General features: G+C 67.9%; 15 protein-coding genes. 11 read left to right on the top strand and 4 right to left on the bottom strand.

The genetic code is table 11. From position 1 onward, the window contains the following. Positions 1–102: 102 nt before the first annotated feature. From ACFDS3_RS04870 to dut, 9 genes are read left to right on the top strand one after another with little or no spacing between them, the layout of a single operon-like run. Positions 103–1,146 (top strand): C4-dicarboxylate TRAP transporter substrate-binding protein, encoded by a 1,044-nt coding sequence (locus ACFDS3_RS04870; RefSeq protein ID WP_375261221.1) that lies wholly within the window; start codon positions 103–105, stop codon positions 1,144–1,146. Between the two features lie 60 nt (positions 1,147–1,206). Continuing rightward, positions 1,207–1,725 (top strand): TRAP transporter small permease, encoded by a 519-nt coding sequence (locus tag ACFDS3_RS04865; protein WP_375261220.1) that lies wholly within the window; start codon positions 1,207–1,209, stop codon positions 1,723–1,725. A 1-nt stretch (position 1,726) separates the two neighbouring features. Beyond that, positions 1,727–3,067, top strand: a complete 1,341-nt coding sequence (locus ACFDS3_RS04860; RefSeq protein WP_375261219.1) for a TRAP transporter large permease — start codon at positions 1,727–1,729, stop codon at positions 3,065–3,067. Further along, positions 3,064–3,867 (top strand): IclR family transcriptional regulator, encoded by an 804-nt coding sequence (locus ACFDS3_RS04855; protein ID WP_375261218.1) that lies wholly within the window; start codon positions 3,064–3,066, stop codon positions 3,865–3,867. Before ACFDS3_RS04860 ends, ACFDS3_RS04855 begins: the two co-directional genes overlap by 4 nt. 28 nt (positions 3,868–3,895) lie before the next feature. Next, positions 3,896–5,092, top strand: coding sequence for an acyl-CoA dehydrogenase family protein (locus tag ACFDS3_RS04850; protein WP_375261217.1), 1,197 nt, complete (start codon positions 3,896–3,898; stop codon positions 5,090–5,092). Between the two features lie 3 nt (positions 5,093–5,095). Continuing rightward, complete coding sequence (locus ACFDS3_RS04845) at positions 5,096–6,211, top strand: acyl-CoA dehydrogenase family protein (RefSeq protein WP_375261216.1); 1,116 nt, start codon at positions 5,096–5,098, stop codon at positions 6,209–6,211. After that, complete coding sequence (locus tag ACFDS3_RS04840; protein ID WP_375261215.1) at positions 6,208–6,993, top strand: oxepin-CoA hydrolase, alternative type; 786 nt, start codon at positions 6,208–6,210, stop codon at positions 6,991–6,993. The genes ACFDS3_RS04845 and ACFDS3_RS04840 overlap by 4 nt, the downstream gene beginning before the upstream one ends. Then, complete coding sequence (locus ACFDS3_RS04835) at positions 6,990–8,480, top strand: class I adenylate-forming enzyme family protein (RefSeq protein ID WP_375261214.1); 1,491 nt, start codon at positions 6,990–6,992, stop codon at positions 8,478–8,480. Before ACFDS3_RS04840 ends, ACFDS3_RS04835 begins: the two co-directional genes overlap by 4 nt. Positions 8,481–8,531: 51 nt before the next feature. Further along, positions 8,532–8,984, top strand: coding sequence for a dUTP diphosphatase (gene dut, locus ACFDS3_RS04830; protein WP_375261213.1), 453 nt, complete (start codon positions 8,532–8,534; stop codon positions 8,982–8,984). Between the two features lie 57 nt (positions 8,985–9,041). On the opposite strand, the gene coaBC is transcribed toward dut, so the two are convergent. From coaBC to ACFDS3_RS04810, 4 genes are read right to left on the bottom strand one after another with little or no spacing between them, the layout of a single operon-like run. Continuing rightward, positions 9,042–10,247 (bottom strand): bifunctional phosphopantothenoylcysteine decarboxylase/phosphopantothenate--cysteine ligase CoaBC, encoded by a 1,206-nt coding sequence (gene coaBC, locus ACFDS3_RS04825; RefSeq protein WP_375261212.1) that lies wholly within the window; start codon positions 10,245–10,247, stop codon positions 9,042–9,044. A gap of 36 nt (positions 10,248–10,283) precedes the next feature. Then, entirely contained in the window at positions 10,284–10,556 is a 273-nt protein-coding gene (locus tag ACFDS3_RS04820) for a ChaN family lipoprotein (RefSeq protein ID WP_375261211.1), read from the bottom strand. Beyond that, entirely contained in the window at positions 10,495–11,106 is a 612-nt protein-coding gene (locus ACFDS3_RS04815) for a ChaN family lipoprotein (RefSeq protein WP_375261249.1), read from the bottom strand. Before ACFDS3_RS04815 ends, ACFDS3_RS04820 begins: the two co-directional genes overlap by 62 nt. Beyond that, positions 11,106–11,984: an RNA polymerase factor sigma-32 gene (locus tag ACFDS3_RS04810; protein ID WP_375261210.1), complete on the bottom strand. Its 879-nt coding sequence runs from the start codon at positions 11,982–11,984 to the stop codon at positions 11,106–11,108. Before ACFDS3_RS04810 ends, ACFDS3_RS04815 begins: the two co-directional genes overlap by 1 nt. A 220-nt stretch (positions 11,985–12,204) precedes the next feature. Here ACFDS3_RS04810 and ACFDS3_RS04805 point away from each other — a divergent pair, with 220 nt between their 5' ends. Both ACFDS3_RS04805 and ACFDS3_RS04800 read left to right on the top strand, forming a co-directional pair. After that, complete coding sequence (locus ACFDS3_RS04805; protein ID WP_375261209.1) at positions 12,205–12,903, top strand: glutathione S-transferase; 699 nt, start codon at positions 12,205–12,207, stop codon at positions 12,901–12,903. A 34-nt stretch (positions 12,904–12,937) separates the two neighbouring features. Next, the gene (locus ACFDS3_RS04800) at positions 12,938–14,455 is read left to right on the top strand and encodes a YifB family Mg chelatase-like AAA ATPase (protein ID WP_375261208.1); all 1,518 of its coding nucleotides are present in this window, start codon (positions 12,938–12,940) and stop codon (positions 14,453–14,455) included. Positions 14,456–14,461: the final 6 nt, after the last annotated feature.

The following is a 14,461-nucleotide window of genomic DNA, read 5'->3' as shown; positions in this document are numbered from 1 at the left end:
AGCGGCGGCAAGGGCCGTTTACAAACCGCGCCGGCCTCTCTAGCATTCGATATATTGAAACTCGGTTCTGCATTGTGGAACACGAGGTCAAGGGAGGAAAACATGACCAAGTTTCTGACGACGGCGGCGCTTGCGCTTGTCCTCGGCGCCGGCGCGGCCGCTGCCCAGACCACCCTCTTCTTCGGTGAAGCGGGTCCCAACCGCGGCGCGCGTGCCGACGCGATCAACTTCTTTGCGGACGAGGTCGAGCGTCGCTCGGACGGGGACCTGACGTTCGATATCCAGTGGGGCGGCGCGCTGTTCAAGGCCGAGGCGGCCCGCAGCGGGATCGCGGACGGCGTGGCCGACGCGGGCACCATCATCGCCGTCTATTTCCCGCAGGAGATGGCTGGCTACGGCATTGCAGACCTGCCGATCAACAACCCGGACCCCTGGGTTGGCATGAAGGCGACCGACGATCTGATGCGCTCGAACGAGCAGATCCAGCAGAACCTGGCAGATCAGAACCTCGTCTATATCGGCACGTTCACCACCTCGGCGATCAATGTCGGCTGCAAGGGCGCGACCATCGCCTCGGTCGACGACATCGAGGGGCTGAAGGTCCGCGGCGTCGGCGCCTATGGACAGGCCTTCGCGGACCAGGGCGCGAACCTCGTGTCGATGTCGATCTACGACGCTTATCAGGGCCTCGATTCGGGGCTCATCGACTGCAGCCAAGGCTACAGCTATGTCGTTCCCGCCCTCCAGTGGCAGGAAATCATCGACAGCTACACGATCATGAACTGGGGCCAGGTCGGCGCGCTTGGCGTGTTCATGAACAAGGACGTGTTCGACGGTCTGAGCGAGGAAGAGCAGACCTGGCTGATGGAGGCCGGACAGGCGATCCCCGACGAGCTGGGCGAGATCCTCTCGGTCGAGAATGACGCCGCCGTGCAGATGATGCGCGACAAGGGGATCGAGGTGGTCGAGCTGCCCGACGCCGAGCGTCAGAAGCTGGTCGAAGCCGGGTCCACCTACGTGGACCAGTGGAAGCAGACGGCTGCGAATGTCGGTATCGACGGCGAAGCCCTGATGACCGAGTACCAGTCGTTGATCGACCAGTACACGCAGGAAGTCGCCGACCAGGGCTATCCCTGGGAGCGCTGAATCCCTGTCCCGCACCCCCGTCGCGGGGTGCGGGCGATCCACTCTGAACGAGAGGCCGCCATGCTTCGCTGGACCGAGCGTTTCCTGCTCGACCTCGCCGCCGCCGCGATTGCAGCACTGGGGGTGCTGATCACGCTGAGCGTCCTTTTGCGTGCGACGCTGAACACGGGCATCCCCGACACCGTCGTCATGGTCACCGAACTGATGGTGGCCGCGATCGTCCTGCCGCTGGCTGCGACCGTGGCCGCGCGGGCGAATATCGTCGTCGAGGTGCTCAGCCAGCATTTCCCGCGCCGGGTGCAGGACTGGCTGGTGATCTTCGGCGGCGTGGTGGGGCTCTTCGCCCTGCTGCCGCTGATCTGGGCCGGCTGGAAAGAGGCCCACAGCGCCCTGACCGGCGGAGGCTTCTACTTCGGCCAGTTGAACCTGCCGAAATGGCCCGGCCGGGTGATCTTCCTCTTCGGCGTCAGCGTCTGCTGGCTGCGCCTCGCGATCCAGGTCGCGCAGGACATCCGCACCGTCGCCGAGGGACACCACATCGAAAGCGAGGCCGAACACAGCCTCATGGAGGAAGGCTGACATGGACGGCACTCTCGTCGGAATCGTCGCATTTGCGGCGGTCCTCGGTTTTCTGGCGATCCGCGTCCCCATCGCCTTCGCGCTGGCCGCCGTGGCGACAGTTGGTACGTTCGTCTTGTTCGCGTTCCGCACGGGCAGCTTCACGCCGGATCGCGCCATCCGGCCAACCTCGAGCCTGGTGTTCTCGAACTCGTTCGACCTGATTCACAGCTACGACCTGTCGATGATCCCGCTCTTCGTCGCGCTCGGGCACATCGCCTACCGTGCCGAGATCACGACCGCGATCTATCACGCCGCGCGCGTGTGGCTGGCCAAGATCCCTGGCGGCGTAGCGATGGCCAGCGTCGTCGGGTGCGGCGGGTTCTCGGCGATCTCGGGCAGCTCCATCGCCTGTGCCTCGACGATGGGCCGGATCTGCTCGCCCGAGATGCTGTCGATGGGCTATGACAAGCGCCTCGCGACGGCATCCGTTGCGGCGGGCGGCACGCTGGGATCGCTGATCCCGCCCTCGGTCCTGTTCATCATCTACGGTATCTTCACCGAGACGTCGATTTCGGCCCTGTTCCTTGCCGGAGTCCTGCCGGGCATCCTCAGCCTTGCCGGATTCCTGCTGGTCATCTGGCTGTGGGTCCGGCAACGACCCCAGGATGCGCCGCGCTACGAGGGCACCATCACCGGCGCCGAGCGCTGGCAGGCCGCGGTAAAGGCCTGGCCCGCCGCCGCCCTGTTCGTCGTCATCGTCGGCGGCATCTACGGGGGCATCTTCACCGCCACCGAAGCCGCAGCGATTTCCGTGGCGCTGGTGACGCTGACGGGTTTCCTGCAGCGCAAGCTGACGCTTGCCGGGCTTTGGGCCGCACTGCGCGAGACAGCGATCCAGACCACGTCGATCTTCCTCATCGCCGCGGCGGCCAAAATCTTCGTGGCCTTCATCGCCCTGACCCGTGTCGCGCCCGAGATCGTCGGCGCAGTCACCTCGGCCGAGCCGAATGTCGCCGTCCTGATGATCGTGATTGCGCTGATCTACCTGGCGCTCGGCATGTTCCTCGACCCAATCGGGATCATGGTGCTGACCCTGCCGCTCATGGTGCCGCTGATCGAAAATTACGGTCTCGACCTCATCTGGTTCGGCGTGGTGGTGGTAAAACTGCTCGAGATCGGGCTGATCACGCCGCCCGTGGGGCTGAACGTGTTCGTCATATCCTCGGTCGTGGGCAAGGAAGTCCCCATCGACCGCATCTTCTCGGGCCTCGTGCGGTTCCTGTCGATCGACATCATCGTGCTGGGCATCATCATGGCCGTGCCCGCCCTGTCCCTCCTGATCCCGGCGACGATGCAATGACCGACCTTTCGACCGCAGACCGCCGCTTTGCCACGACTCTCGCCCGCGGCCTGTCGGTTCTGCGTGCCTTCCGACCCGCCGATGACGGCCTTGGCAACGCCGAGATCGCCGAGAGGACGGGCCTGCCGAAAAGCACCGTTTCCCGGCTGACCTACACCCTGCACTCGCTGGGCTATCTGACCCATGCCCGCCACGGCGAGCGCTACCGTCCCGGTCCGGCGCTGCTGGCGCTTGGCAACGTGGCCGCGGCCTCGATCGGGTTCGTGGAGCTTGCCGGCCCGATCATGCAGCGCCTTGCGGACGAGACGCGGACGCTGACCCTGCTGGGCGTCCGCGACCGCGGGCGGCTTCTGCTGACCAAGGTCTGGCGACCGGCGGGCGTGTCGTCGATCTGGCTCGATGTGGGGCACCGGGTGCCGATCCGGGGCTCGTCCTCGGGGGCCTGCTACCTCGCCGCAGTGCCCGAAGACGTGCTGCCCCGCGTCGCCGACGAGGCGCAGGGCGACCGCGGCCTGACCATCGACACGGCGACCGCGATCCGTGCCGGTGCCTACGACCAGCTCTTCGCGCGGGGCTTCGTGATCACCGACCCGGCCGAATACTTCGCTGCCAACATCCACGCCGTCTCGACCCCGTTCCATCCCCGCGACCTGACCGAGCCCGTCGTCTTCACCTGCGGCGCCCTGCCCGAGGACCTGACCGTGGCCCGGATGGAGACCGAGGTCGGCCCTGCCCTTCGCGCCTCCGTGCGCGAGCTTGAAACCGCCCTCGGCCACGCCCCCGGCCCCGCCCGGCGTTGACCGACAAACAAGCGAAAGGAGATCCCCGATGGATCTGACCTACAGCGACAAGCACGAGACGTTCCGCCAGAACCTGCGCGCCTTCCTCAGGGACCGCCTGCCCGAGCACATCTCCGAACGCGTGCGCCTCGGCCAGCGCCTGACCAAGGAAGACCACGAGCAATGGCACGCCGCCCTGCAAGAGCGGAACTGGTTCGCCGGTCACTGGCCCAAGGAATACGGCGGCTCGGGCTGGGACCCGGTCGAGCGGCACATCTTCGAGGAAGAGACCGCCCGCGCCCATGCTCCCCGCGTCGTGCCCTTCGGCGTTGCGATGCTGGGCCCGGTGCTGATGAAGTTCGGCTCGGACGAGCAGAAGAACTACTGGTTGCCGCGGCTCCTGTCGGGCGAGGACTGGTGGTGCCAGGGCTATTCCGAGCCCGGCGCGGGATCCGACCTTGCCTCGCTCAAGACCACGGCCGAGCGGGACGGCGACCACTACATCGTCAACGGCCAGAAGACCTGGACCACCCTGGCGCAATATGCCGACCACATCTTCTGCCTCGTGCGCACCTCGAAGGAAGGCAAGAAGCAGGAGGGGATCAGCTTCCTGCTGATCGACATGAACGATCCCGGAATCGAGGTGCGCCCGATCGTCCTGATCGACGGCGGCGCCGAGGTGAACGAGGTCTGGTTCAAGGACGTGCGCGTGCCGGTCGAGAACCTCGTGGGCGAAGAGAACCAGGGCTGGACGATCGCCAAGTACCTGCTGACGCACGAGCGGACCAACATCGCGGGCGTCGGCTACTGCTCGGAGGCGCTCGCGAATCTCAAGCGGATCGCGGGGCTCGAGTATCAGAACGGCAAGCCGCTGATCGAGGACCCGCTTTTTTCCGCCGAGATCGCACGGCTCGAGATCGACCTGATGGCGATGGCCACCACCAACCTTCGCGTCGTCTCGGCTGCTGCCGCGGGCAACGCGCCGGGCGTCGAAAGCTCAATGCTGAAGGTCAAGGGCACCACCATCCGGCAGGAATTGAACGACCTGACGCGCCTCGCCTGCGGACCCCAGGCCATGCCCTTCGTGTCCGAAGCGCTGGAGCCCGGCTCGAATGTCGAGGCGCCCGGCCCCGACTACGCGACCGCGGCGACGCCCGGCTATTTCAACAACCGCAAGCTCTCGATCTATGGCGGATCGAACGAGGTGCAGCGGCAAATCATCGCCAAGACCAAGCTGGGGGCCTGAACCATGCGCTTTGAACTGACAGAAGAACGTCAGATGCTGCAGGACGGCCTGCGCCGCATGCTGGCCGATACCGTCGACCTGAAAGAGATCATCCACGACGAGACCCCGTGGTCCGAACGCACCTGGAACGCACTGGCCGAGATGGGCGTGATCGGCGCGCTCTTTACCGAAGACCAGGGCGGATTCGGCGGGGCCGGCTACGACATCATGGTGGCGTTCGAAGAGACTGGCCGCGCCGGCGCTCCCGAGCCGCTGATGGAAAGCCTGATCGCCGGCCGCCTGATCGCCGAGCTCGGCAATGTCGGGCAGAAGGCGCATATCGAAGAGGTCATCGCCGGCGGCACGCAGTTGGCCTTCGCCCATTCCGAGCCCGGCGCGCGCTTCGACCTTGCTCGCGTCGCGACGACCGCGCGGCAGGACGGCGACGATTGGGTCCTGACCGGGCGCAAAACCGTCGTGGTGAACGGCGGGGCGGCCGACTTCCTCGTCGTCTCGGCCCGCACCGCGGGGTACACCGGCGACGAAGATGGGCTGTCGCTGTTCCTCGTGCCGCGGGACGCGGTTAAGCTGCGCGACTACCCCCTGACCGGCGGCGGCAGCGCGGCCGAAATCGTGATGGAGGACCTTCGCCTGCCGGGCGAGTCTCTGCTGGGTGAAGCCGGCCACGCCTTCCCCGACATCGAGCTGGCGATCGCCCGCGGGATCGCCGCCCAGTGCGCCGAGGCCCTGGGCCTGATGGAGCGCATCCGCGACCTGACCGCCGATTACCTGCAAAGTCGCACGCAATTCGGTCAGCCGCTGATCAAGTTCCAGGCCCTCGCTTTCCGCATGGCCGACCTGCTGATCGAGATCGAGCAGGTCCGTTCGGCCGTGATCAACCTTGCGGGGCATCTCGACGCCGACCGCACCACGCGCGAGATCCACGTCTCAGCCGCGAAAGAGCTGACATCGCGCGTCGCCAAGCAGGTGGTCGAGGAGTCGATCCAGATGCATGGCGGCATCGGCATCACGCAGGAATACGACCTCGGCCACTTCGTGCAGCGACTGACGATGGTGCACCACCGCTTTGGCGACGCGCTTTTCCACCGCGCCCGGTTCGCGGGATTGCGCGCGGCATGACAGGAAGGATCGAGACCGGCCACCATGCGCTGATCGTCTGGAACGACAACCCGAACCGCCGCAACGCGCTGACGACGGACTACTACGCAACTCTCCGCGACGCGCTCGCCTGCGCAGCAGCGGACGGCGATGTGGGTGCGGTGATCCTTGCCGGCGCAGGGAACTACTTCTCGTCGGGCGGCGACCTGAACGCGCTCGCCACCCGCGCCGATCTGCCGAAACGCGAGCGGGCCGAGAAGATCGAAGCGTTGCACGACGTGATCCGCGCGATCCGCGCCTGCCCCGCCCCCGTGATCGCCGCGGTCGAGGGCGGCGCCGCGGGGGCGGGCTTTGCCCTCGCGCTGGCCTGCGACATCGTGGTGGCCGCCGAGGACGCACAGTTCACGGCCGCCTATATCCGCGCCGGCCTCACGCCAGACGGCGGCCTGACGCACAAGCTCGCGCGGCTTTTGCCGCCGGCAACGGTGCTGCCCCTGCTGCTGCACGGTGACAGCATTTCCGCCACGCGCCTCTACGCCTTGGGTGCGGTATCCGAACTGACGGCGACGGGCGGCACACTCGACGCCGCGCGCCACCACGCGCACCGGCTGGGCCACGGCCCCCGCGCGACGCAGATGCGGATCAAGGCGCTGGCCCACGCCGCCTTCGACCGCAATCCGGACGAGCAACTCGACGCGGAGCGCGACGCGATGGCCCGCGCGCAGGGCACGCCCGAGGCGGCCGAGGGAATCTCGGCCTTCCTCGAAAAGCGCCAGCCAGACTGGGGAAAGCACCGCAAATGACGCAGATCCACGCCCATATCGACCGCCACGCCGCCGAACGCCCGGACGGGCCCGCGCTGCGCGACAGCGACGGGATCGCGTTCGACTGGGCCCGGTACAAGGCCGCGACCGAATCCGCCGCGACGTTGCTGACCGACCACGGCGTCGGCGCCGGCGACCGCGTCATGGCGGTGGCCGAGAATTGCGCCGCGCTTGCCGCGCTAGTGTTCGGCACAAGCCGGATCGGCGCGCGCCTCGTGCCCGTGAACGCGCGGATGACGGCCCCCGAAATCGATCGCGTCACCGCCCATTGCCGCCCCCGCGTCACGATCTTCACCACCGGCGCCTCGCCCGCCGCGGTTGCCCATGCCGGCGAGGCCCCGCGGCTTCGGACGCCCTACGGCGAGATCGCCCTCACCAGAGATCCCGACGCGCCGGCCGAACCCGGCGACGACACCGCCGTGGTGCTCTATACGACGGGGACCACTGGTGATCCCAAGGGCGTCATGCTGACCCACGGCAACCTTGATTTCGCCGGCCATGCCTCGGCCGAGCTGCGCGGGATGGCCCCGGACGAGCGGCTTTACGGCGCCTTGCCCCTGACCCACGTGTTCGGCCTAGCCTCAATGCTGACGGCCGGCGCCGTGGCCGGCGCCGAGGTGCAGCTCGAGGCGCGGTTTGCGCCCGACAAGCTGCTGGCGGCGCTTCAGGACGGCGTGTCCGTGCTGCCGGCCGTGCCGCAGATGCACGCCGTGCTGATGGCCCACACCGCCGCGCAGGGGATCGAGCGGCTGACAGGCGGCAAGCTGCGCTATGTCTCGTCGGGCGCCGCGCCACTTGACCCAGCGTGGAAGCGCAAGGCCGAGGCGTTCTATGGCCTGCCCCTGCAGAACGGCTATGGGATGACCGAATCCACCGCCGGCATCTGTGCGACCCGCAACGAGATCGGCGATCCCGACACCTCGGTCGGGCCGCCCCTGCCCGGCTGCGAAATCCGCATCGTCTCCCCGGACTCCGAAGGCATCGGCGAGATCGAGACGCGCGGCCCTCACGTGATGAAGGGCTACTACCATGCACCTGATCTGACCGCAGAGGTGCTTGACCCCGACGGATGGCTCAAGACGGGCGACCTTGGTCGGATCGACGAGGCGGGGCGCCTGCACATCGCCGGCCGCAAGAAAGAGCTGATCATCCGCTCGGGCTTCAACGTCCACCCGCCCGAGGTCGAGGCCGCGCTGAACGACCACCCCGACGTCGTGCAATGCGCCGTCATCGGCCGGCCCCGCAACGGGAACGAGGATGTGCTGGCCTTCGTCCAGCCCGCCCGGCCCGGCGTCGATCCGACGGTGCTGGCGGATTTTGCACGCGAGCGCCTGTCGGCCTACAAGCGGCCCAGCGCGATCTTCGTGGTCGATGCCCTTCCGGCGGCCTCGACCGGCAAGATACTCAAGCACCGACTGCTGACGGCCTTTGCCGATCGCATCGCCGCGCATGACGCCGGGGGGTGACGTGCGCGTCGCCCAAGGCTAGCACTGCCGCAACGAAGCGGAGAGCGGCACATGGCGAACATCATCCAGTTCCGGCGCATGCCGGGGAACGACGACCTACCTCTGCCCGGCTACGCGACCGCCGGCGCGGCCGGCATGGATCTGCGTGCCTGCCTTCCGGATGGTGATGCCGTCTTCGAACACGGCACCCTGCGGCTGATCCCCACGGGCTTTGCCGTCGCTCTGCCCCCGGGGACCGAGATGCAGGTGCGCCCGCGGTCGGGGCTGTCGCTCAAGTACGGGTTCATCATCCCGAACGCCCCCGGCACGGTGGACGAGGATTACCGGGGCGAGATCATGGTCGGGCTCTACTACCTCGGGACCAAGCCGTTCACGATCCGTCACGGAGACCGTATCGCCCAGGCTGTCATCGCCGACGTCCGCCGCTATGCCGTCGAAGAAGTCGAGACCCTCTCGGACACGGTGCGCGGCAGCGGCGGCTTCGGCTCGACCGGCGTGGCGTAGGTTCACTTTTCCGATCTTTCGGTCCGGTCCCGCGGCCGTGGAGCCGCCCCGCATGACCTATTCCGACGTTCCGCCGGAAAGCGCGGCGGCAATCCGGTCGATGAGGCGGGCGGCCACGGTTTCCTTGCCGGCGCGCGGCCAGTCCTCGGACCCGTCGGCGGTGATCAGGGTGACGGCGTTCTCGGTCCCGCCCATGATGCCCGTCCCGTCGGAGACATCGTTCGCGAGGATCCAGTCGCAGCCCTTCCGTTCGCGCTTGGCACGGGCGTGATCGGCCACGTCATGCGTCTCGGCCGCAAAGCCGACGACAAGGGCCGGGCGCTGGGCATGGCGCGACACCTCGGCCAGGATGTCGGGATTCTCGGCGAACTCCAGCACCGGCAGGCTGCCGCCGGTCTTCTTCATCTTGCGATCCGACGGCGACGCCATGCGCCAGTCGGCCACCGCTGCGGCGAAGATGCCCACATCGGCCGGCAGCGCAGCCAGCACCGCCTCGCGCATCTGGCGCGCCGTCTCGACGCGGATCACGTCCACGCCCTCGGGTGGCGGCACGCTGGCCGGGCCCGTCACGAAGCTGACCCGGGCGCCCGCATGCAGTGCCGCCCGCGCAATCGCCGTGCCCTGCGCCCCCGACGAGCGATTGGCGATGTAGCGCACCGGGTCGATGGGTTCGTGCGTCGGGCCGCTGGTGACCAGCACGTGCCGCCCGGCAAGCGGTCCGCCCTCGGACTGCGCCTCGATCGCAGTCACGATGTCCGCGGGCTCGGTCATGCGGCCGGGGCCGTATTCTCCGCAGGCCATATCGCCGACCTCGGGCCCGACGGTCCGCACGCCATCGCCGCGAAGGGTCGCGAGGTTTCGCTGGGTTGCCGGATGCTGCCACATCCGCACGTTCATCGCCGGCGCGATCAGGACCGGCGTGTCGGTCGCGAGCAGAAGCGTCGAGGCGAGGTCGTCAGCCCGGCCCTGCGCCATCTTCGCCATCAGATCCGCCGTCGCGGGGGCCACGACGATCAGGTCGGCCACGCGGCTGAGCTGGATGTGCCCCATCTCGGCTTCGTCGGTCAGGTCCCACAGATCGGCGTAGACCTTCTCGCCGGCGAGGGCCGAGACCGAGAGCGGCGTCACGAATTCCGCTCCCGCACGCGTCAGAACCGGCGTCACCGCCGCTCCCGCCCGGCGCAGGCGGCGGATCAGGTCGAGTGACTTGTAGGCCGCGATACCGCCGCCGATGATGAGGAGGATGCGTTTGCCTGTCAGCATGGCGGGACCCTATTGCGCCGGCTGCACGGCCACAAGCTAGCGCAGCGCCGCGCAGGGATCGGCGTCGCGACCCGCCGGTGGCTCGGTCATCACAACCATGTCGAAGGGGGCAACGGTTTCATCCGTGGTCTGCCCGACGGACAACACCGACAGCTCTGGCCGGGCGCGCGCCAACAACGCCGGCACGCCGCGATCCGTCCGCGCGTGACCGTTTCCGGTGATGATCGCCACCGGCCCGCCCGTGTCATCAAACGCATTCAAGGCCGCCTGCGCGAGCATGGCGTCGCGCAGGCGCTGCGCCTCGACCATGCCGGGCAGCATCTCGTCGGGCAGAAGGCCGCAATGCGCTTCGGCCTGCTCGGTTCATCCGGACATCGCGTTCATCCTCGGAAAGAGGCTCGGACAGGCCGAAAGCCATGCCTCCGTCGAGGGCCGCCGCGGCCCCTTCGCGAACTGAAAGGCGCAGATCAGCGCGCGAGACTTCGGCCCCGACGATGCGTGCGTCTTCCGCCGCTTCAAAGATCGGCGCGTATAGGGCGAGGTCGGGCCAGCCGCGCTCTTCCCACTGCAGCGCCGGGCCCAGCTCTTCGGGCGGTGCTCCGGCCATGTCCGTGGCGACGGGGCCAAGTTCGGGGGGCAGCATCTCGAACACGACGGCTGCAGGCCGCAGCTCTTCAATCCAGCGTGCCTGGTTCAGGTGATGCTCGGGGACGTCGTGCTCTTCACCCATGACGACGATGTCGGCACCGGGCACAAGGTCTTGCGAAAACGTCGGCGCCGCCCCGAGGGATAGGAGGGCGGCGCCGAGACAGGCGGCACGGGCGATACGGACCCGGCCGTCATTCCTAAGTGTGTCCATCACGACAGGAAGTTGTGAACCTCGGAGCATTGCGTCTCGAGCGACTTGCGCATCTTGCCGAACGCCGCCGCCTCGAGCTGGCGGACCCGCTCTTTCGACAGCCCGAGTTCGGTGCCCAGACTTTCCAGCGTCCGGGGCTGGTCGCGCAGCTTGCGCTCGCGAACGATGAAGCGCTCGCGGTCGTTGAGTTGCTGCATCGCCTCGACCAGCCAGATCCGCAGCGTGTCGACATCCTTGGCGTGGCTTACCGTTTCGTCGGCCTGCGCCGCATCGTCTTCGAGCGCGTCGATCCATTGACGGCCTTCGTCCTCGGTCGACTGAGTGGCATTCAGCGAGAAGTCGGAGCCGGCAAGCCGCCCTTCCATCATTTCGACGTCGTGGAGGGGCACTCCAACCTCCGTCGAAATCATCTCGCGCATCTTCTGCCGGTCCAGCCGCTCGCCGCGGGCCGCGGCCTCGCGCTCAAGCCGGGCCTGAACGCGCCGCATGTTGAAGAACAGCGACTTCTGCGACGAGGTCGAGCCGGTACGAACCATCGACCAGTTGCGCATCACGTAGTCCTGGATCGACGCCTTGATCCACCAGACGGCATAGGTCGAAAAGCGCACGCCGCGGTCGGGGTCGAACTTGTCGGCCGCCTTCATGAGGCCCAATCCGGCCTCCTGGATGAGGTCGTTCATCGGCGCGCCGTAACGCTTGAACTTCGCGGCCATCGAGATCGCGAGGCGCATGTAGGCTGTGATCAGCCGGTGCAGCGCCGCTTCGTCGCGGTGATCGCGCCAGGCGTAGGCCAGCCGCAGTTCGGTTTCGGCGTCCAGAAGCTCTGCCTGCATCGCTCGGCGCGATAGCGTCTGATCGGAAAATCCATCGAAAGCCACGTGTCTTGCTCCCCAAGTGTTTTCGTAGGCGCGCGTGTTGTTCTCGGTCGAGGGCCCTGTGCCTTGATCCGCGCGTTCGAAGCATTAAGGCGCGGCAGCCGCGGAAAGTTCCCGACAAATGTTGCAAAAGACATGGTGCGCCCTAGGCGGTGACAACGTGATGACGCCACGCACATTTCGCAATTGGACGGGCGGCCGAGGTTCGCGCAACCTCCCTGCCATGCGTTACATTCTGCACATCGCCGATCCCGGCTATTCCTCGTGGTCGATGCGCGCGGGCCTGATCCTGGCGCGCTTCGACATCCCGCATGACCTCGTGATCCACCGCATCTACGAGAACCCGCCACTGCCCATGCAGATCGGGTTGCCGCCGGCGCGGACGGTTCCCGTCCTCGTCGCCCCGGACGGCACGGTGATCCGCGACACGTTAGCCATCGCCGAAGAGCTTGCCTCGCGCCATCCGGACCTGCCCCTCTGGTCCGCAGATCCGGCGTTGCGCATCCTCGCCCGTTCGCTGGCGGCCGAGATGCACGCTTCGTTCACGGCGCTGCGGTCCCGCTGCCCGATGTGCCTGCGGGTGGCTTATGACGACGTGCCGGTGCCGGACGATCTGGCCGCCGATCTCGACCGGCTCGAGGTTCTCTGGAGCGACGCGCTCGACCGATCTGGGGGGCCGTGGCTCGCGGGCGAGTGGTCGGTTGCCGACGCCTTCTTCGCGCCCGTGGCTGCGCGCATCGCGGGCTACGGTCTGCCTGTCGGTCCGACCGCGGCCGCTTACGCCACGCGCCACCTGCAGGATGATGCCTTCGTTGCATGGCGGGTATCGGGCCTGCGCGAGGGGGCGGACCTGCACGAGACGGTCTATCGCCAGCCCTACCCCCGCAGAGAGTGGCCAAAGGAGATCGCGGCCAAGCGTTAACCGTCCGCTAAGCAGAGTGACGCTACCGAGGCGCATGACCGCCCGCGCCTACACCGTCGCCTTCGAGGGCATCGAGACCCGAGAGGTCGAGGTGCAGTGCGCCATGGCCGCCGGCATGCCCGGATTTTCTATCGTCGGCCTGCCGGACAAGGCGGTCAGTGAGGCGCGGGACCGGGTGCGCTCGGCGCTCCAGGCCATGTCGATCGCGTTGCCGTCCAAGCGGGTGATCGTGAACCTGTCGCCGGCCGGCCTGCCGAAGGAGGGGTCGCATTTCGACCTGCCCATTGCCCTCGCGCTCTTGGCAGCCATCGACGTCCTGCCACGCGAGATGGTCGAGGGCGTGACCGCCCTCGGCGAATTGTCGCTCGACGGAACGTTGCTGCCCGTGATCGGCGCCCTGCCGGCCGCGCTGCACGCTGCCAGCCGTCACCGCACCCTCATATGTCCAAAGGCCTGCGGGGCAGAGGCCGCCTGGGTCGAGGCCGCGCAGGTGCTCGCGCCGGATACGCTTCACGCCGCCATCGCGCATTTCACGGGCCAGCGGCCCCTTCCCCCGGCCGAACCGGGCGAGGTCGAGAGGGCGACAGGTGGTCCCGATCTCGCCGAGGTCCGGGGGCAAGAGCGGGCCAAACGCGCGCTGGAAATCGCAGCCGCAGGGCGTCACCACCTGATCTTCGTCGGCCCGCCCGGCTCGGGGAAGTCGATGCTCGCCCGCCGCCTGCCTGGCCTCATGCCCCCGATGAGCGCGCGCGAGGCGCTGGATACGTCGATGATCCACTCGCTCGCGGGGCTGGTAGAGGAAGGCGGCATCACCCGCCACCGCCCCTTCCAGGAACCGCACCACACCGCCTCGATGGCCGCCATCGTGGGCGGCGGAAAGGGCGCGAAACCGGGCCAGATCAGTCTTGCGCATAACGGGGTGCTTTTCATGGACGAATTCCCTGAATTCGCTCGGTCCGTGCTCGAAACCCTGCGCCAGCCGATCGAGACGGGCGAGGTCGTCGTCTCCCGCGCGAACGCGCATGTCCGCTACCCGTGCCGCTTCCTTCTGGTCGCCGCCGCCAATCCCTGCCGGTGCGGTCACCTTTTCGACCCGGGCAACGCCTGTTCCCGCGCCCCCGCCTGCGGCGAGGATTACATGTCGCGCATCTCGGGGCCGCTGATGGATCGCTTCGACCTGCGAATCGAAGTACCGCCCGTGGCGTTCTCGGATCTCGACCTGCCGCCGACCGGCGAGGCGTCGGCCGTCGTTGCCGCACGGGTCGCTGCCGCGCGCGCCCTGCAGGCCGAGCGCTACCGCGACCACCCGGACGTCACCGTGAACGCCGATCTCGCCGGCGCGCTGCTTGACAGTGCCGCAGCACCGGACGAGGCCGGAAAGGCGCTGCTGCACAAGGCGGCTGACCGGTTCGGGCTGACCGCAAGGGGCTATCACCGCATCCTGCGCGTGGCCCGCACCATCGCCGACCTCGAAGGCGCGACGGCGGTGTGCAGCCACCATGTCGGCGAAGCGCTGTCCTACCGCCTCGTCACCCGGCGGTCGACGGACTGAGCCCGC

The organism is Palleronia sp. (genome assembly GCF_042089775.1).
In the GTDB taxonomy this organism is placed as follows: domain Bacteria; phylum Pseudomonadota; class Alphaproteobacteria; order Rhodobacterales; family Rhodobacteraceae; genus Palleronia.
This window is presented reverse-complemented; position numbering and strand designations above follow the sequence as displayed.